This window comes from Stappia indica (assembly GCF_001696535.1).
GTDB lineage: Bacteria > Pseudomonadota > Alphaproteobacteria > Rhizobiales > Stappiaceae > Stappia > Stappia indica.
Genome location: NZ_MBQE01000001.1, coordinates 814,373 through 832,930, shown reverse-complemented (window position 1 = coordinate 832,930; position 18,558 = coordinate 814,373). Strand labels below are relative to the sequence as shown.

General features: G+C 66.4%; 17 protein-coding genes. 12 read left to right on the top strand and 5 right to left on the bottom strand.

Annotated elements, in window-relative coordinates; all coding sequences use genetic code 11:
* Positions 1-16: 16 nt before the first annotated feature.
* Positions 17-244 carry a hypothetical protein gene (locus BBX35_RS03860; protein ID WP_067216215.1) on the bottom strand — a complete coding sequence of 76 codons (228 nt, stop codon included), beginning with the start codon at positions 242-244 and terminating at the stop codon, positions 17-19.
* A 389-nt stretch (positions 245-633) separates the two neighbouring features.
* On the opposite strand from BBX35_RS03860, the gene BBX35_RS03855 reads away from it, so the two are divergent.
* Positions 634-1,932, top strand: coding sequence for an RsmB/NOP family class I SAM-dependent RNA methyltransferase (locus tag BBX35_RS03855; protein WP_067216213.1), 1,299 nt, complete (start codon positions 634-636; stop codon positions 1,930-1,932).
* A gap of 137 nt (positions 1,933-2,069) precedes the next feature.
* Here the strand turns inward: BBX35_RS03855 and BBX35_RS03850 are convergent, their stop codons facing one another.
* Positions 2,070-3,263 carry a tetratricopeptide repeat protein gene (locus tag BBX35_RS03850; RefSeq protein WP_067216211.1) on the bottom strand — a complete coding sequence of 398 codons (1,194 nt, stop codon included), beginning with the start codon at positions 3,261-3,263 and terminating at the stop codon, positions 2,070-2,072.
* A 245-nt stretch (positions 3,264-3,508) separates the two neighbouring features.
* On the opposite strand from BBX35_RS03850, the gene guaA reads away from it, so the two are divergent.
* Both guaA and BBX35_RS23980 read left to right on the top strand, forming a co-directional pair.
* Positions 3,509-5,074 carry a glutamine-hydrolyzing GMP synthase gene (gene guaA, locus BBX35_RS03845; RefSeq protein ID WP_067216209.1) on the top strand — a complete coding sequence of 522 codons (1,566 nt, stop codon included), beginning with the start codon at positions 3,509-3,511 and terminating at the stop codon, positions 5,072-5,074.
* Positions 5,075-5,328: 254 nt separating this feature from the next.
* A complete protein-coding gene (locus tag BBX35_RS23980) occupies positions 5,329-5,460 on the top strand; it encodes a hypothetical protein (RefSeq protein ID WP_279626337.1) in 132 nt (43 codons plus the stop codon).
* Positions 5,461-5,499: 39 nt separating this feature from the next.
* Here the strand turns inward: BBX35_RS23980 and BBX35_RS03840 are convergent, their stop codons facing one another.
* Together BBX35_RS03840 and BBX35_RS03835 are read right to left on the bottom strand one after the other, a co-directional pair.
* A complete protein-coding gene (locus BBX35_RS03840; protein WP_244271555.1) occupies positions 5,500-6,531 on the bottom strand; it encodes an ATP-binding protein in 1,032 nt (343 codons plus the stop codon).
* Positions 6,532-6,575: 44 nt separating this feature from the next.
* Positions 6,576-7,259 carry a response regulator gene (locus tag BBX35_RS03835; RefSeq protein ID WP_067216203.1) on the bottom strand — a complete coding sequence of 228 codons (684 nt, stop codon included), beginning with the start codon at positions 7,257-7,259 and terminating at the stop codon, positions 6,576-6,578.
* Positions 7,260-7,419: 160 nt separating this feature from the next.
* Here BBX35_RS03835 and BBX35_RS03830 point away from each other — a divergent pair, with 160 nt between their 5' ends.
* From BBX35_RS03830 to BBX35_RS03805, 6 genes are all read left to right on the top strand, one after another.
* On the top strand, positions 7,420-8,604 hold the full coding sequence (locus BBX35_RS03830; RefSeq protein WP_083206012.1) for an efflux RND transporter periplasmic adaptor subunit: 1,185 nt from the start codon (positions 7,420-7,422) through the stop codon (positions 8,602-8,604).
* Between the two features lie 11 nt (positions 8,605-8,615).
* On the top strand, positions 8,616-11,729 hold the full coding sequence (locus tag BBX35_RS03825) for a multidrug efflux RND transporter permease subunit (RefSeq protein ID WP_067216200.1): 3,114 nt from the start codon (positions 8,616-8,618) through the stop codon (positions 11,727-11,729).
* A gap of 43 nt (positions 11,730-11,772) precedes the next feature.
* A complete protein-coding gene (locus BBX35_RS03820; protein ID WP_067216198.1) occupies positions 11,773-12,321 on the top strand; it encodes a GNAT family N-acetyltransferase in 549 nt (182 codons plus the stop codon).
* Between the two features lie 105 nt (positions 12,322-12,426).
* A complete protein-coding gene (locus tag BBX35_RS03815) occupies positions 12,427-13,269 on the top strand; it encodes a TIGR02587 family membrane protein (RefSeq protein WP_244271554.1) in 843 nt (280 codons plus the stop codon).
* Between the two features lie 12 nt (positions 13,270-13,281).
* A complete protein-coding gene (locus BBX35_RS03810) occupies positions 13,282-13,689 on the top strand; it encodes a hypothetical protein (protein ID WP_067216194.1) in 408 nt (135 codons plus the stop codon).
* Between the two features lie 104 nt (positions 13,690-13,793).
* Positions 13,794-14,315, top strand: a complete 522-nt coding sequence (locus tag BBX35_RS03805) for a cupin domain-containing protein (RefSeq protein WP_067216191.1) — start codon at positions 13,794-13,796, stop codon at positions 14,313-14,315.
* Between the two features lie 36 nt (positions 14,316-14,351).
* On the opposite strand, the gene BBX35_RS03800 is transcribed toward BBX35_RS03805, so the two are convergent.
* The gene (locus tag BBX35_RS03800) at positions 14,352-15,035 is read right to left on the bottom strand and encodes a GntR family transcriptional regulator (protein WP_067216190.1); all 684 of its coding nucleotides are present in this window, start codon (positions 15,033-15,035) and stop codon (positions 14,352-14,354) included.
* A 149-nt stretch (positions 15,036-15,184) separates the two neighbouring features.
* Here BBX35_RS03800 and BBX35_RS03795 point away from each other — a divergent pair, with 149 nt between their 5' ends.
* The 3 genes from BBX35_RS03795 to BBX35_RS03785 all read left to right on the top strand — a co-directional run bounded on the left by BBX35_RS03795 (position 15,185) and on the right by BBX35_RS03785 (position 18,557).
* Entirely contained in the window at positions 15,185-16,906 is a 1,722-nt protein-coding gene (locus tag BBX35_RS03795; RefSeq protein WP_171901379.1) for a thiamine pyrophosphate-binding protein, read from the top strand.
* A gap of 79 nt (positions 16,907-16,985) precedes the next feature.
* Positions 16,986-17,972 (top strand): Bug family tripartite tricarboxylate transporter substrate binding protein, encoded by a 987-nt coding sequence (locus tag BBX35_RS03790; RefSeq protein WP_067216187.1) that lies wholly within the window; start codon positions 16,986-16,988, stop codon positions 17,970-17,972.
* A 90-nt stretch (positions 17,973-18,062) separates the two neighbouring features.
* Positions 18,063-18,557 carry a tripartite tricarboxylate transporter TctB family protein gene (locus BBX35_RS03785; protein ID WP_067216184.1) on the top strand — a complete coding sequence of 165 codons (495 nt, stop codon included), beginning with the start codon at positions 18,063-18,065 and terminating at the stop codon, positions 18,555-18,557.
* Position 18,558 lies beyond the last annotated feature (1 nt).

The window sequence follows — 18,558 nt, the reverse complement described above, 5'->3', positions numbered from 1 at the left end:
GTTATCACAGGACCGGTCAGCTGGCGGCAGCTTCCGCGGGCGCGGTGCGGCGCCGGCCGCCGCGGCGGGGCGCGCGAGGCTCTTGCGACATCTCCAGAAGGCGATGGGCGCAGGCGACGAGGAGCTCGGGAGATTCCCCGACCATATCCTGCGCCGCATACGCGAAATACGCCTTCCAGGCGCGTACTTCCTTCTCCGGATCGGTTGTGGGGCTTGCTGATGGCTGGTTGATGTCTTTGCGCATGGCATCCTCCTCCGTTAAGCAAGATTTGGCGCTCGCAGACGTTATGGAAGCGTTATTTCTATTCTACCGTTCAACACGTAAAAGTTGATTTAAAGTTGTGATCTGTAAATAATTACAAGTCATTCCTACTTCAGGTTGATTGGAAATACAATCCATGGCTGAAATCGCCTCGGCGGTGAACGAGACCCGCGCAACACTGAAAGGCCGGCAGACATTGGCAATCCGCGGTGGATCGGCTAAAGCAGCCGAAAGAGCGCAGTGCCGGCCGACGGGGCGGTGACGGGCTTGCCGGCAGGATCTTGCGCGTCGCGCCACAGGGCAGCGGCTGCGCTGCGCGGCCAGTTCCGCGACAGGTCGGCGCGCATGGACGGATTTCGAGGGCACTGAAGATGAAGGACGGAGGCCGCCTTGCGGCGGCAATCGAGATTCTCGGCGATGTCGAGCAGGCGCGCCGCCCGGTGCAGGACGCGCTGCGTGACTGGGGCCGGCAGCATCGTTTTGCCGGGTCGGGCGACCGGCTGGTTATCGCCAACCTCGTGTTCGACGCGCTGCGACGACGGTTGTCGCTGGCCGCGATCATGCAGGACGAGAGCCCGCGCGCGTTGGTGTTCGCCACCTATGCGCGGATCTGGGGTTTCGGGCTCGAGGGCCTTTCAGCAGTGCTCGACGGCGACCGGTTCGCTCCCGAGCCGGTGAGCGAGGAGGAAGCCGCCCGGCTCGTCGCCGACGCGCCTTCGGACGTGGCCCCGCATGTGGCGGCGGATATCCCCGAATGGCTCTGGCCGCAGTTCTTCGAGGCGTTCGGCGATGCCGCGGTCGAGGAGGGCAGGGCGCTCGCCGCCCGTGCTCCCATCGATCTGCGCGTCAACCTGCTGAAGGGCGACCGAGAGCGTATGCTGCGCAAGCTCTCGCATCTTTCCCTGCACGAGACGACGATCTCGCCGGTCGGGCTGCGGATCGAGCCGCCGCTCGGCAAGGAGCGGGCACCGCATGTCCAGGCGGAGGAAGGCTTCCGCAAGGGCTGGTTCGAGCTGCAGGACGAGGCGAGCCAGGTGGCCGCGCTCGTTGCCGCTTCGGTCGAGCCGGCGCAGGTGCTGGACTATTGCGCCGGTGGCGGCGGCAAGACGCTGGCGCTGGCCGGGGCCATGGGCAATCGCGGGCAGATCTACGCCCATGATGCCAGCAAGCTGCGCCTTGCGCCGATCTTCGAGCGGCTGCAGCGGGCCGGTGCGCGCAATGTCCAGGTCCGGGACCCGGAAGCGACCTCTCTTGCCGATCTGGAAGGACGGATGGATCTCGTCTTCGTCGACGTGCCGTGCTCGGGCACGGGCGTCTGGCGCCGGCGACCCGATTCCAAGTGGCGCATCACGCCCAACGCGCTCGCTGCACGCGTGCGCGAGCAGCGCGAGGTGCTGGCTGCCGCAAGCCGGTATGTACGTCCCGGCGGTCATCTTCTCTACGCGACCTGTTCGCTGCTGCCTTGCGAGAACGGCGAGCAGGTGCGGGCATTCCTGGGTGAGGCCGGCGAGTTCGAGGCGGTTTCGCTGGAGCCGCGCTGGAGCGAGCTGTTCGGCGAGGCCGCGCCGCGTCCTCGCTTCGAGGAGCCGGGCTTTGCAACGCTGAGCCCCGCACGCACCGCGACGGACGGCTTCTTTATCGCCCTGCTGCGGCGGCGCGAAGAGGGCTGAGCCGCGAAAATCGGCGATATGTGACGCGAGAGGCTGCCTGCGGGCAGCCTCTTTCGTTTCGGGCGGACGATGCTTGGTGGCAGATGCCGGGCCCGACGGTGCTATCCGTCAGATACCGGACCCGACGGCGTGAGCCGTCAGATACCGGGAAAGAGCGGCAGGTTCTCCGGATCGCGGCGAGCCTCGCCCTGCTCGTCGGTCTCGCCGTCTTCACCCGCCTCCGCGACAGGCTCTTGGAGCGTCTCTTCTTGCGCGGGCTGTTCCTCGGCGCGCTGCTGGCGCTCGGCGAGCAGCCGTTCGGCACGTTCTGCGGCCTCCTGGGCCCGCTCCACCGCTTGGCTTTCAAGCTGCGGCACCAGCACGTCGAGATCGCGCCAGACCCCCTGGGGCACACGGTCGCGCTGGCCGGCGGCCATCAGCACGCTTCGGGCCTGTAGGCCGGCGCCGGCGGCGGCGAGGGCGGTGCCGAGCGCGTTGCCGGCGGCGCGGTTGTCGGCATCCAGTTCCCAGGCGGCGCGAGCGTTCGACAGGGCGCCGGCGATGTCGCCGGCCTTGCGGCAGGCATGGCTGAGCTGGATCGGGTGCTCCGGGTTGTCGGGCTCCAATTCCTGCGCGTCGGCAAAGGCCTCGATCGCCTCGCTCCAGCGTTCGCCGGCAAGATGGATGGAGCCGAGCAGGGCCATGATCTCGGCGTCGGCGGCGCCGCGGACGACGGCATGGGTGGCCGCGTCCAGCGCCTCCTCGTGCCGGGCCTGGCGGAACAGGGTCCGGGCCAGCCCCTTCAGGGCCGGGACGTAGGTGTCGTCGAGGCGCAGGGCATGGCGATACTGGGCGATGGCGGCCGCGACATTGCCGAGCGGGGCCTGGGCATCGGCATCCAGCGTCAGCGCCGCGGCGCTCTCCGGCATCGCCTTGAGCAGGCGGCGGGCATGGGGAGCGGCCTCGGCATGGCGTCCGGAGCGGATCAGGATCGTCGACAGGCCGTAAAGTGCGTTGCGGTTGTCGCGGTCGAAGTCGAGCACCGCGAGGAACGCCTCGCGCGCCTGATCGTAGCGCCCGAGCAGCAGCAGGGCATTGCCCAGATTGGCGCGGGCAGGGCCATGCTCGGGGCGGGTGAACACCACCTGGCGCAGCAAGGTCACCGCCTCTTCGAGGTCGCCCTTGCGCATCATCGCCGTGCCGGCGCGGTAGCGGGCCTCGAAATCCTCCGGATCGCGGGTCATCAGCGCACGGTAGATGTCGAGGGCGCCGTTGAAGTCGCCGGCGGATTCGCGCGCGGCGGCCGCGATGAGAGCATCTGAGGCTTCGGGCGGCGAAAGGAATGAGGCCATGGATCGGGTGGGCTCCTGAGCCGCGCTAGTGCCATTGCGGTCCGACAGCGGCGATTCGGCCGCGCGGTCTTCAAGGCAGGTCATTGCGGGAGCGTAGGGTGCTTCGTCCAGATGGTCAAAGTTCCTGCGCCCGTTCCCGCAGTTATCCGCAGCCGTCCGGCAAGATTGCGGCATTGCGACAAATGCAGGGCTGAGGGCACAAGATTCCTGTTCAAAACCCGCCACGCTTTGGCTATTAGCTGCCCATGACCGACCAGCTCCTCATCATCGATTTCGGCTCGCAGGTAACCCAGCTCATCGCGCGGCGTCTGCGCGAGCTGAACGTCTACTGCGAGATCCATCCCTTCCAGAACGTCACCGACGATTTTCTGGCCGAGTTCCGGCCGAAGGCGGTGATCTTCTCCGGCGGCCCGGATTCGGTGACCCGCCAGGGATCGCCGCGCCCGCCGGCCTCCGTCTACGAGCTCGGCGTGCCGATCCTCGGCATCTGCTACGGGCAGCAGGTGATGATGCAGGACCTCGGCGGCCAGGTGGAGGGCGGCAAGATCTCCGGCGGCGGCGGCACGGCGGAGTTCGGCCGGGCCTATGTCACGCCGACCGAGCAGCGGCTGCCCTTCCTCGACGGCTGGTTCGACGGCGGGCGCGAGCAGGTCTGGATGAGCCACGGCGACCATGTCAGCCGGCTTGCTCCGGGCTTCGAGGTGTTCGGCACTTCGCCCAATGCGCCCTTCGCCATCACCGCCGATCCGCAGCGCCAGTTCTTTGCCGTGCAGTTCCACCCGGAAGTGCACCACACGCCGAACGGCAAGCGGCTCTACGAGAACTTCGTCAAGCTGGCCGGCTTTACCGGCGACTGGACGATGGGCGCCTATCGCGAGGAGGCGATCCGCAAGATCCGCGAGCAGGTGGGCGACAAGAAGGTCATCTGCGGCCTGTCCGGCGGCGTCGACAGCTCGGTGGCGGCGGTGCTGATCCACGAGGCGATCGGCGATCAGCTCACCTGCGTCTTCGTCGATCACGGCCTGCTACGCCTCGGCGAGGCGGAAGAGGTCGTGACCATGTTCCGCGACCACTACAACATCCGCCTGATCCATGCCGACGAACAGGAGCTGTTCCTGTCGGCGCTGGAGGGCGTCAGCGATCCGGAAGTGAAGCGCAAGACCATCGGCAAGCTGTTCATCGACGTGTTCCAGAAGCATGCGAACAGCATCGAAGGCGCCGAGTTCCTGGCGCAGGGAACGCTGTATCCGGACGTGATCGAGAGCGTGTCGTTCTCGGGCGGTCCGTCGGTGACGATCAAGAGCCACCACAATGTCGGCGGCCTGCCGGAGAAGATGGGGCTGAAGCTGGTCGAGCCCCTGCGCGAATTGTTCAAGGACGAGGTGAGGGCGCTCGGGCGCGAACTCGGCCTTCCGGACAGCTTCATCGGCCGTCATCCGTTCCCCGGACCCGGCCTTGCGATCCGCTGCCCGGGCGAGATCACGCGGGCGAAGCTCGACATCCTGCGCAAGGCGGATGCGGTCTATATCGACCAGATCCGCCGCCACGGGCTCTACGACGAGATCTGGCAGGCCTTTGTGGCAATCCTGCCGGTGCGCACCGTCGGCGTGATGGGCGACGGGCGGACCTACGACTATGCCTGCGCCCTGCGCGCGGTGACCTCTGTCGACGGCATGACGGCCGACTACTATCCCTTCACCCACGAGTTCCTCGGCGAGACCGCGACGCGGATCATCAACGAGGTCGAGGGCATCAACCGGGTGACCTACGACATCACCTCCAAGCCCCCCGGAACCATCGAGTGGGAGTGATTCAGGCGCCGCCGGATTTTTGCGGCGGTTCGATCGGCGGCGCTGAGGCATCTTGAACTCAGCCCGCAATCCCCTGCTCGTCCGCAGACACGATCTTCGCGTTGCAGACAAGCGGGGGTTCTTCGTTTCGGTCGCCTGTGGTTTCGGTCGCCTGTGTCTGTCGGCGCAAATGCTGCGCTCCACCAAACCTGCACAGGCTCTCCATCTTCCCTCGATCTCAAGCTGGCAGATAGCTTCCGAAAAGGAGGCACGAGATGATTGCCAGAAATTTCCTCGTCGTCTGCATGCTCGTTGCGGTTTTCGTCGTCCTGTTCTCCAGCCACGTCAACAACCAGCACAGATACGGCGTCGTCACGCGCCTGGACGAAAGCTACCGCCCGCTCTGACGCCGGTCGTTACCGCAAGGTTCGACGGCACCTCCCGCGCTACCGTCCCTGCGGTGCGACCGGGCTCTTGAACTCCATCTCGAAGAGCGCGCCGCCGCCTGGTGCGGTGCGGTATCGAAGACTTCCGCCATGGGCGTCCATGATCGCGCGCACGACGGAGAGGCCCAGTCCGTTCCCACCCGTTTCCTTCGCGCGGTCGGGGTCGCCGCGGACGAAAGGTTCGAACACCTGGGCGGCAAGGTCCGGGTGGATGCCCGGCCCCTGATCCGAGATTGCCACCACCGCGGTGCCGTCGCGGCGCTTGAGACTGATGGTGATCGTACCGCGGAGGGCGTGGCGTCGCGCATTCGAGATCAGGGCGAGGACCGCCTGGCGAACGCGTGTCGCATCTGCGTCGACGATGATGTCGTCAAGATCGAGCGCCAACCGGAACCCGCCGGAATTCAGGTCGGGTGCCATGAGCTCGGCGATTTCCTCGAGCTCCCTGGCGAGGCGGGTCGGCACGATGCGCAGGTCGAGATGGCCACTGTCGGCGAGGGTTACCGTCCGAAGATCCTCGACCAGCCGGCTCAGGCCGTCGACCTGATGGATCAGCCGGCGAAGCGTGAGCTCGTCCGGCTCGAACACGCCGTCGATGATCCCCTGGAGACGCCCCTTGAGGATGGTCAGCGGCGTGCGCAGTTCGTGCGCGATCGTCGCGTTCCACAGCGCCATGTCGGCGGCCATGTCCTGCAGCCGTTGCGCCATCGTGTTGAAGTCGGCGACCAGCGACGCGGTTTCCCCCAGGGCCTTTTCGCTTGTCGCGGCCCGGGCGGACAAATCGCCGGCGGCGATCTGGCGAGCGCTGCGCGCCAGCGACTCCAGCGGATCGAGGATGCGGCGCGCGAGCCGCAGCGCCACGAAGGCGGCAATCGGCAGGGTGACGAGGACCAGCGCAGCGAAGATCGCGAGATCCAGGGATGTCAGCCATTCGTCCGTTTCCGGCGACGGGTAGACGGCGACGATAACCGAGTAGATGAGATAGGTGCCGAAGAACACCAGGATGCCGGCGAGGACGGTGATCGCCGACATGGCGACAAGGATCTGGCGGCTCAGTCCGGTGGGTGCGTCCATCGTCACGCCGACAATCTGTAGCCGATGCCGCGAACGCCGGGCAGGAGCCCGTGTGCACCCGCCTGTTCGAGCTTCTTGCGCAGCTTGCTGAGATGGCTGTCCACCGTTCGGTCCAGAGCGTCGGACCCGGGCAGGCACGCATCCACCAGCTCGCCGCGCGTGAACACCTTGCCGGGATTGCGCGCCATATGGGCGAGGATGCGGAACTCGGTCAGGGTGAGCGCCAGCGGCTTCGCCTCGCTGCCCTCGCCGAAGCTCGCCTGATAGCCGTCGAGATCGATGGAGAGATCGCCCACACGCAAGACACCGCCCGCCGTCGCCAGCCCCGAGCGTCGCAGCACAGCCTTGGCGCGTGCCACCACTTCGATGGGGTTGAACGGCTTGACGACGTAGTCGTCGGCGCCGATGCGCAGGCCCTGAAGGCGGTCGATGTCCTTGTCGAGCGCGGTGATCATGATGGCAGGGGTAGTGCCGCGCCGGCGCAGTTCCGCCAGGACTTCCCAGCCGTCGAGGCGCGGCATGCTCACATCCAGCAGCACGAGATCCGGCTTCAAGGCGAGATGAAGATCGAGGGCGGTGCGGCCGTCGCGGGCAAGCACGGTTCTGAACCCCTCCCGCTGCAGATAGGCATCCAGGATGGAGGCGATCTCGTCGTCGTCTTCGGCAATCAGGACAAGTGCGGCCATGGCGTTCTCCTGCTCAAGGGATGCCATTTGCCTTGTCGGCCGTCGAGTGTTCCGGCCCCGCGTCCATCAAGTCTCCACAAAACCTCCACACTGCGCAAACGCTGTAGGGCGATATGGGCCTCGTCGCTTCGAGCGATCGGTTGTCTCCCAGGATGTCTTGATGATGCGTGCCCGCAGCCACTTCACCTTCGCGGTTCTCGGCGCAGCCCTGCTGGCCCTTGCCGCGTGTTCCGACGATGCGCCGGAGGCTGGGCAGGGTGCTGCAAGTGCGCGGGAACAGGCCGACGCGGAGGCCGCACGCGTGGCGACCTTGACCGTCCGGCCGCGCCGCATCGTCGTCTATGACGAACTGCCCGGGCGCGTCTCTGCACTGCGAACCGCCGAGATACGGCCGCAGGTCAGCGGGATCGTTCGCAAGGTGCTCTTCAAGGAAGGGTCCGAGGTCTCGGCCGACCAGCCCTTGTTCGAGATCGACCCGGCACCGTTCGCCGCCGACGTCGAGGCCGCGTCGGCGGTGCTGGCGCGCGCGGAAGCGGACGAGCTCAATGCCTCTCTCAAGCATGACCGGATCAAGGCGCTGGCCGAAAGCCGGACCGCGACCGCGGCCGCTCTGGGGGATGCCAAGGCGGCGCTGGCGCATGCACGGGCGAGTGTCGCGGAGGCGCGGGCGAACCTCACCCGCCGCGAGCTGGAGCTCGCCCACGCCACCGTTACCAGCCCGATCGCCGGCCGCATCGGCCAGGCGCTCATCACCGAGGGCGGGCTCGCCACGGCGGGCGCCACCGGTCCCATGGCCGTCGTGCAGCAACTGGACCGGCTCTTCCTGGATGTCCGCCAGCCGTCGATGCGCCGTGAGGTGCTCGAGGAAGCGCTTGCGAACGGACAGGGAAACGAGGCCGACGGCGTGCCGGTCGACATTCTCACCATCACCGGCAAGCCCTACGAATATCAGGGCACCATCCGGTTCTCCGACAGCACCGTCGATCCGGGAACTGGCAGCATCACGATCCGCGTCGAGGTGCCCAATCCCTATGATCAGCTGCTGCCCGGCATGTACCTTCGCGCGAAGGTTCCCCGGTCCATCCATCCCAACGCGCTGACAGTGCCGCAGGAGGCGGTCGTGCGCGACGGCTCCGGCCGGCCGCAACTGACGGTCGTCGGGGCCGACAGCACGGCATCGCGCCGTCCTGTCGAGCTGGGGCCGCTGGTCGACCGGCAATATGTGATCCTGTCCGGCATCACGGCCGGCGAGGAGGTCGTGGTCCGGGGCCAGGACCGCGCGACCGAGGGAACGAAGCTCCAGACGGTGGCGTATCAGCCTGCCGTTCGAACGGACGCACAGTAGAGCACGCCGTCATGCCCCATTTCTTCATCGACCGACCCGTCTTCGCCTGGGTCATCGCCATCTTCATCACGATTGCCGGCATCGTCGCGATCCCGCAGCTGCCGGTCTCGCGCTTTCCCGTGATCGCGCCGCCGAGCGTCAGCATCAATGCCAGCTATGTCGGCGCGAGCGCGCAGACCGTCACCGACAGCGTCACCGCCCCGATCGAGCGGGAGCTGTCCGCCGTCAAGGATGTGCTCTATTTCGAATCCTCGGCGGATGCCTCGGGGAACGCCAGCATCACCGTTACCTTCAAGCCGGGGACCGATCCCGAGCTCGCCCAGGTCGATGTGCAGAACCGGCTGAAGTCGGTCGAGCCCCGTCTGCCCGAGCAGGTCCGTCGCGGCGGACTGTCCGTTGAGGCTGCCTCTTCCGGCTTTCTCATGATCGTCTCTCTGCGGTCGGACGACGGCGCGGTCGATCCCCTGGCACTCGATGATTATCTCGTCCGCAGCCTTGCGCCGGAGCTGAAGCGCGTGCCGGGTGTCGGCCGCGTACAGTCGTTCGGCTCGGAGGCGGCGATGCGTGTGTGGGTGGATCCCGCGCTGCTCACGTCCTACTCGCTGTCGATGGCCGAGATCATCCAGGCGATCCAGACGCAGAACACCCAGGTCGCTCCGGGCCGGCTTGCAGAAGAGCCGACGCTTCCCGGGCAGATGATCAGCGTGCCGCTCAGCGTCAGCGGACAGCTCGAGACGCCCGAGCAATTCGCCGAGGTGGTGCTGCGGTCGAACCCCGACGGGTCGAAGCTGACGCTCGGCGACGTTGCCCGCATCGAGGTCGGTGCCCAGTCCTCCGGTTTCTCGATCTTCGACGGCGGCAAGCAGGCGACGGCGGCGGCGATCCAGCTCGCCCCCGGCGCCAACGCGATCAGCACGTCCGAGACCGTGCGTGCGCGGCTGGCCGAGCTGGCACCCTCGATGCCGTCCGGCGTCGCCTATGCGGTCTCCTACGACACTGCGCCCTTCGTGAAGGTCTCGATCACCAAGGTGGTCCAGACCCTGGCGGAGGCGATGGCGCTGGTGTTCCTGATCATGCTGCTCTTTCTCCAGAAGGTGCGCTACACGCTGATCCCGGCAATCGTCGCGCCGATCGCGCTGCTCGGCACCTTCGCGGTGATGTGGGCCATCGGCTATTCGATCAATGCGCTGACGATGTTCGGCATGGTTCTGGCCATCGGCATCATCGTCGACGATGCGATCGTGGTGGTGGAGAATGTCGAGCGGCTGATGGCGAGCGAAGGCCTTTCGCCACGGGACGCCACGCGCTGCGCCATGCGCGAGATCACCGGCGCGGTCATCGGCATCACGCTGGTGCTGACCGCGGTGTTTCTGCCGATGGGGCTGGCGACGGGCTCGGTGGGCGCGATCTACCGCCAGTTCACGGTCTCCCTGGCGGTCTCGATCCTCTTCTCCGCCTTCCTCGCTCTCAGCCTGACGCCAGCGCTCTGTGCGACGATCCTCAAGCCGATCGCGCCCCATCACGAGCGCAAGGGATTTTTCGGGTGGTTCAACCGTGGTTTCGACCGGCTGACGGGCCGCTACACTGCCTGGGTCGGAGCCCTGGTGAAGCGCGGCGTGCGTGTGATGCTGGTCTATGGCGGGATCGTGGGCGCGCTGGCCTTCGGCTACAGTTCGCTGCCGACTGCCTTCGTCCCCGAGGAAGACCAGGGCACGTTCATGACGTCCTTCACGCTCCCGGCCGATGCGACGGCCGAACGGACCAGGGCGATCGTCGAAGCCTTCGACCGCCATGCGGCGACGCGCCCCGATATCGAGAACAACCTGTCCGTCATGGGCTTCAGCTTTTCCGGATCGGGAGCGAATGCGGCCATGTCGTTCACCACTTTGCGCGACTGGAGCGAACGCAAGAGCAGTACCGATGTGGAAGTGGCGGCCGCCAGCGCGGCGATGCAGGACACGAGCGAAGGCGAGATCCTCGTCATGAAGCCGCCCACCATCGAGGAACTCGGCACGACGTCCGGCTTCGCGATGCGCCTCGTCGACCGCCGCAGCACCGGTGCGAAGGCGCTGCAGGAAGCTGCCGACGAGCTCGTCAGACTGGCGGCGGACAGCAAGCTGCTGCAGAACGTCCGTGTCGACGGACTGCCGAGCGGCCCGAGCGTCCGTCTCAACATCGACCGTGCGAAGGCCGGGGCGCTCGGCGTCAACTTCTCGATGATCAGCGATACGCTCTCCGCGGCGATGGGCTCGACCTACATCAACGATTTCCCGCGTGTAGGACGCCTGCAGCAGGTCATCATCCAGGCCGAGGCCAAGGATCGGATGCAGGTCGAGGATGTGCTCAAGCTGCATGTGCGCAACGACAGGGGCGGCATGGTTCCGCTCGCTGAAGTGGTCACGCCCGAATGGTCGGTCAGCCCGCTCCAGCTGAACCGTCACAACGGCTACCCGTCGCTGAGCATTTCCGGCGATGCGGCCTCCGGCGTATCGAGCGGCGCCGCGATGACCGAGATCGAGCGCCTGGCCTCGAAACTCAAGGGTGGGTATGGCGTCGAATGGACGGGACAGTCGTATCAGGAGCGCCAGGCCGGTACGCAGGCGCCCATCCTGGTCGCCTTTTCCTTCCTCGTTGTGTTCCTGGTGCTGGCAGCGCTCTACGAGAGCTGGACCATTCCGCTGGCGGTGATGCTGGTCGTGCCGCTGGGCATCCTCGGCGCGGTCGTCGCGGTGCACCTGCGCGGCATGGAGAACGACGTGTTTTTCAAGGTCGGCCTCATCACGCTGATCGGCCTGTCGGCCAAGAATGCGGTGCTGATCGTGGAGTTCGCGCGCAAGCTGCACACGGAGGGGCGGAGCCTTACGGAGGCGGCCATGGAGGCATCGCGTCTGCGCCTTCGGCCGATCGTGATGACGTCGCTGGCCTTCACGCTCGGCATTGTGCCCCTCGTCATCGCCAAGGGCCCGAGCTTCGAGATGCAGAACGCCCTGGGGACCGGACTGTTCGGCGGCATGATCTCGGCGACTGTCCTTGCGGTGCTCTTCGTGCCCGTCTTCTTCCCGCTCGTCATGCGGCTCGCCGCGCGAAAGACGAAGCACGGCCCCGCCGAAGCCGTCACGACCTGACCGACCGCCGACCGTATCCCATCATGGACTTCGGAGAATTCTGATGAAATCCGCAACCGCAACCTCCCGTGTGACCCTCGACGTCGCGCACGATGACGACCTGCCGCGCTTCCGCAAGGATCTTCAGGAGGCCTTCGCCGTCGCCGTGGTGGAAACTTTCGGGTCGGTCGACGACGGCCCGATCCCGTCCGACGACGACGTGACCGCTTCCTTCACGGCTCCGAACGCTGTCGTCTACCGGATTCTCGAAGACGGCCGATGGGTCGGCGGCGCCGTGGTCTCCATCGATCCGGAGACGCAGCGCAACTCCCTCGACTTCTTCTTCGTGCGCAAGGACGAATTGGGCCGCGGCATCGGCCGCAAGGCCTGGGCCGCCATCGAGGCGGCCTATCCGGATACGAAGGTCTGGACGACGCACACGCCGTATTTCGAGAAGCGGAACATTCATTTCTACGTCAATGTCTGCGGCTTCCATATCGTCGAATACCATCACGCCGGTCATCCGGATCCGCACCGTCCGGACGAGCCCGACCTGCCGGGCGACGACGGCATGTTCCGGTTCGAGAAGCGGATGCGGGACGTGGCTGCGTAGAACGCATCTGCTGCCAGCGGCGGGAACCGGACCCGTTCCTGCGGGTTAGCCTGCCATCACGGCCGGTCGTTCGGCCGGTTCGGGCAGGGCAGGAGCCGAGCGCTGGTGCAGGTCGGTGGCAAAAACGACGGCGGGATCGTCCAGCTCGGCCGGGATGTCGGCCGGGCCGGAGGCGGCGCGCTGATCTTCTCGTTGCCGATGCTGATGACGATGGAGATGTGGGAGCTCGGCCTCTATCTCGACCGGATGCGGCTGCTCGTCCTGGTGCTGGTGGCGCTGCCCATGCTGGTGCTGTTGTCCCGCCGGATCGGCATCGAAAGCACGCGCAACTGGCGCGACGATGTGCTCGACGCCGCTCTCGCGCTGGGCATCTCTGCGGTGGTCTGCCTGGTCGTGCTGGCGTTGTTCGGCCTGATCGGGCCGCAGGAACCGGTCGACGTGATGATCGGCAAGATCGCCATCCAGATGGTTCCGGCCTCCATTGGGGCGCTGCTTGCCCGCAGCCAGTTCGCCGGCAGCTCCGGCGAGGACGACGAGTCCCCGAAGGAGGCGCGCGAGACCTATGGCGGCGAGCTGTTCCTGATGGGCATCGGTGCGCTGTTCCTCGGTCTCAACGTCGCGCCGACCGAGGAAATGGTGCTGATCTCCTATCAGATGAGCGAATGGCACGCGCTGGCGCTGCTCGTCCTGTCGATCGGGCTGATGCACGCCTTCGTCTTTGCGGTGGGCTTTGCCGGCGGGTCGCCAACCTCGCCGGAGGAGCCTTGGTGGAGCCCCTTTCTGCGCCTGACCCTCCCCGGCTACGTGATCGCGATGGTCATGAGCCTGCTGCTTCTGTGGGTCTTCGCGCGCCTCGACGGCCAGGAGATCGACAGCATCGTCATGACCGCGGTGGTGCTGGCGTTTCCGTCGGCCCTCGGGGCGGCCGCGGCGCGACTGGTCTTGTGAGGAGAACGGGCGATGAGCGGCGACGGCAACAGCAGCAGGGCAGGGGACAGGCCGGCGGTCGAGTGGATCGTGGGGGGCGTCTCTGCGGTTCTGGTCGCCTGCATCGCGGCCTTTCTCGCCTATCAGGCTGCCTTCGGCGACAGCGTGCCGCCGCGGCTGAGCGTATCGGTCGACCGCTTCGAGCAGGTGAGCAACGGCACCCTTGTCGAGGTGGTGGTGCGCAACGACGGCGACCGGACGGCGGCGGGGGTCGTCGCCCAGGTCGCGATGGCGGACGGGCAGGGGCAGACGATCCGCAAGACGATCCGGTTCGACTACGTGCCCGGACATGCCACCCGCCGCGGGGCTTTCCTGCTGGATGATCCGCAGCTTTCCCGCGCCGAGGTGCGGCCGAGCATCGACGGCTTCACCGAGCCTTGAGACCTCCGCCGGCTTGCCGGATGGAACAGTGCGCAATTTCCGGCAGTTGGGCGGGGGAGGCCGGTTTGCGCGCCGGCTCGGCCCGATCGGAAGGAGCGAGCGACATGGCAACCCTCATCGACCCGGAAAAGCTGCCCTGGAAACGTTGGCGCGGGCTGGAAACGGCCCGCTTCAAGCTGATCTTCTCCGGCGACCGCACCCCGACCGGGGAGCTGACCTTCGGCCTTGCGGAACTCGAACCGGGCGAGGAGCTCTCGCGTCACCGGCATGAGGAGGCGGAGGTCTACGTGATCTTGTCGGGTGAGGGGATCTGCGAGGTGGGGTCGGAGCGGCACCATCTGCGGCCGGGACTCGCGCTCCACATTCCCGCTGCCACGCCCCACCGAACCCTCGCCGAGGGCGAGGAGCCGCTGCGATGGCTGTTCGCCTTCGCCGCCGACAGTTTCGGCGAGGTCCGCTACACGCAGGACGAGGCGGAGGCGTCGTCCGGCAATAGAAGCGACAGCGAGGCCGCCCCGCGCCAGCTCGGCAACGATCCCGAGCTCGGCAATCCGGATGCCACGCCGGGGACGGGCATGCTGCCTGATCTTGGAAGCAACGATCCCAACACGCAGCCGAGCGGATAGCCGCCGATCCGTTGTCGCGACCGTGTGCGCCTGTCGTTACGGCGCGTAGAGCTGTGCGAAGGCGTTGCGCACGTTCTCGGTGATGGATTCCAGGCGCCGCTCGATATGGGCGGCCATTTCGGCCCGTGCGGCGTCCGCATCGCCGCGCTTGACGGCCTCGAGGATCCGCTGGTGCGGGTCCGTGGTCACGCTGTCCGGCCCGTCGCGCTCGCACAGGGTCTTGAGGTCGATCAGGCGGACGTAGTGAATGCGCCCGTTCATGTTCTCCAGCATCCGCACCATTTCGGCATTGCCGGCAAGGGCCGTCAGCCGCGTATGGAACTCCTCGTCCAGGCGGACGAGGTCCACGGGCGAGGTGCCGGGCTGGTAGTCGACGCGGGACTCGTTGAGGAAGGTCTCGAGCGCGGCAACGTCCTCGGGCTTGGCGCGCAGGGCCGCGAGCTTGGCGGCCTCGCACTCGATGGCGGCGCGGGCCTCGTAGAGGTCCATGATCTCGGCCGGCGTCAGCGAGCGGCAGAAGAAGCCCTGGCCGCTGCGGAAGGTCAGGAACCCTTCGGCGACCAGCCGGTTGAGCGCCTCGCGCAGGGGCGTGCGGCTGGTATCGAGCTTCTTGGCCAGCTCGCTCTCGTTCAGGCGCGAATCCGGCTTGAACCGGTAATTCGCCGCCATTTCCTTGAGCTCGCGGTAGGTCCGCTCAACACTGCCTTCGGTTCTCGTCATTTTTTCAATGGGTTCCACTTCCGGCTCCGTCCCTGCGACGCACTCTAGCCATCGGTCCCGAAAAAACAATTGAATTGTGTTTTGTTCTGTGTATCGTCCTGTATACAGAATGGAATGCAAGATCGCGCATGGCGATGGGAGAGGCTTTCGTGACACAGACGATGAATGGCGCTCAGGTCATCCTGAAGATGCTGGAGCTGCATGGCGTCCGGCATGTCTTCGGCCTTCCGGGGGAAACGACCATCGGTTGGTACAAGGAATGGCAGGAGCACTCGAACATCGAATACGTGCTCACCCGCGACGAGCGGACCGCCTCCTTCGCCGCGGAGGCCTATGCCAAGATCACCGGCCGTCCTTGCGTGCTCGAGGCCCCGAGCCCGGGCGTCACCCATTGCACGCCGGGCATCACCGAGGCCTATCTCAGCTCGGTTCCGGTGATCTATTTCAGCTCCGACATCCCCATCAACCAGGACAAGAAGCACGGCCTGACCGGCGTCGACCAGACGGCGCTCTATGCCGCCATCTGCAAGGAATCCTTCGTCCTCACCAAGGTCGCCGAGATCCCGTTCCTGCTGCGCCGCGCGTTCCGCGTCGCCACCTCCGGCCGCCCGGCGCCGGTGCATATCCGCGTGCCGATCAACGTCTTCCATGAGGAGGCGGAGATCACCGACCTTTATGCCGAGCCGGAATACCAGTTTTTCCCCGCCCACCGTCCGGTCGCCGATCACAGCCGGATCCGTGCCGCAATCGATGTGCTGCTGGCCGCAAAGAAGCCGGTGATCGTCTGCGGACAGGGCGCCCTCATCTCCAAGGCAACGCAGGCCGTGCTGGACCTGGCCGAGTTGCTGCAAATCCCCGTCGGAACCACAACGCCCGCCAAGGGCGTGATCCCCGAGACCCACCCGCTGTCGCTGCGGGTGATCGGTGCGCGCGGCGGCATGGAGTATTCCAACTCCTATGTCCGCGAGGCCGACACGGTCTTCTTCATCGGCTCGAACACCGATTCCAGCGGCACCGACCACTGGAAGCTCTACGGCGACCCGAAGACCAAGACCTTCCTGCATCTCGATATCGCCGAGGCGCATGTGGGCAACAACTTCCCGCTGAAGGTCGGCATGGTGGGCGACGCGCGCGCCACGCTCGAATACATGGTCGAGCTGATCCGCGCCGAGCATCCGGGCATCACGCGCGACAAGATCGACCTGACGGACATCAAGCGCACGGCGCTCGATGCGGTGTTCAACTCCAACATGCCGATGCCGGAAGGCACCGTCTCGCCGGTCAAGCTGACGCAGGTGCTGGACCGCATCCTGCCGCCCGATGCCATCGTCACCGCCGAACCGGGCGTGAGCGCCATCTATCCCTCGGCGCTGATGTCGGTGCGCGAGGCAGGCCGCCGCTACATCACCAACTACTCGATGGGCTCGCTCGGCTATTCGGTCCCGGCCGGCATCGGCGCGGCCTTCGCGTCCGACGGGCCGGTGATCTCCTTCACCGGCGACGGCTCGCTCGCCTTCGTGCTCGGCGACTTCGAGACCATCCGCCGCAGCGGCAAGAACATCACCGTCATCCTGACCCGCAACGACACCTACGGCTGGATCCGCGGCGAGGCGATCCTGCTCGACAATGTCGATGCGCCCTGGACCACGGACTTCGGTGCCGTCGACTACGTCAAGGTCGCGGAAGGCTTCGGCTTCAAGGCGGCGCGCATCACCTCGGCCGACCAGATCGAGGAAGTGCTCAGCGAGGCGATCGCCAATCCGGGCGCCAACTTCATCGAAATGATGGTGCCCTCGCAGGACAAGATCGTCCCCTTCGTTCCGGCCTGGGTCCGCACGGCCAAGGAGCGGAAGCTGCCGTATTTCGCCTGAACCAAGGGCGGGCAGGGCCCGTCATCCACCGTTTCACCGGGCTTTCAATCAACATCAGCAAACCAGAGGGAATGAGCTCATGAAATTCGCCAACCTGTCCAAGGCCCTGATCGTGGCTGCGGCGATGTCGCTGCCGTTCGTGCCGGCGGCAAGCGCCCAGGACTATCCCGCCAAGGACATCATCCACATCATGCCGTGGAGCGCCGGCGGCGGTACCGATACCGTCATGCGGACCTTCATGAGCTTTGCGGAGAAGTCGCTCGGCGTCGGCATCAACACGCAGAACGTCACCGGTGCGCAGAGCGGCGTCGGCACCCTGCGCCTGATGAAGTCGCGTCCGGACGGCTACACCATCGGCTCGCTGACTTGGGACAGCGTGATCACCGTTCCGTATTACGACCTGGTGCCGGGCTTCGACACCAAGCAGCTCGCCTATCTCGGTTCGGTCACCGTGCATCCGACGGCGATCGTCGTGCGGGCGGACTCGCCCTGGCAGACGCTGGAGCAGTTCGTCGAGGCCGCCAAGGCCGCGCCGGGCACGCTGAAGATCTCCAACGTCGGCACCGGCGGCGTCTGGCACCTGCCGGCGCTCGACTTCGCCAGCCAGGCCGGCATCGAGGTGCAGCACATCCCGTATCCGGGCGGTTCGGCCGCTCAGCGCGAGGCGCTGCTCTCGGGCGAGACCGAGGCTGCCTCCATCAGCATCTCCGCCGCCTATGCGGCCATCGACAGCGGCCAGGCCCGCGTGCTCGGCGTGATGGCCGACAAGCGCGACCCGAACTTCCCCGACGTCCCGACCTTCAAGGAAGCCGGCTACGACGTCGTGTGGGGAGGTTTCCGTCTGGTCGGCACCCAGGCCGAGGTGGACCCGGCGATCCGCAAGACGCTCGAGGAAGGCTTCGCCGCCGTCTTCGAGATGCCGGAATTCCAGGCAACCGCCAAGGAGACCGGCATGGGCGCCGTGTGGATGAATGCGGACGAGACCGCTGCCTATGTCGAGCAGTCGCAGAAGAAGGCCTTCGCGCTGATCGACCAGCTGATCGCCGACGGTCTGCTGCAGAAGTAAGGCTCATGCGGGCGGGGCCGGGTGCCCCGCCCGATTTGCGTTCCTGATCCGCCTGGGGACTGCGCCGTGCCGGTGCAGGAGGGTATGCCAATGACGCGACGTGTCACGGGGCAGGTGCTGTTCGCATTTGTCCTGCTCGGATTGAACACGGTCTATGCCAGCCAGGTGCTGGAAATGCCGTTTCCCTTTGCGACGGGCGAGCCGGGCCCGGCCTTCATGCCGATGCTGCTGTGCGGTCTCGTCTATCTCGGGGTGCTCAAGATCCTGATCAACGAGTTCCGCAGCCCCGAGCCGGCACCGGAGGTCGAAAGCGCCCTCAGCGCAATCCCGCGGCTCGGCATCGTCGGCCCGCTGGCGGCCATCGCCCTGATCGGCCTGTTCGTGATCGTCTTCTTCTACGCCGGCTACATCGTCGCCGCCGCGTTCTACACCTTCGCGATCTCCCTGTTCTTCAACTACGAGCAAAGCGGAAGCTGGGGCCGGTCGGTGATCTTTGCCGTCCTGACCTCCGCCGCGATCACGGTGTTCGGCTGGCTGTTCTTCGTGAAGCTGTTCGGGCTCTACCTGCCGATGTGGGAGTTGTGAG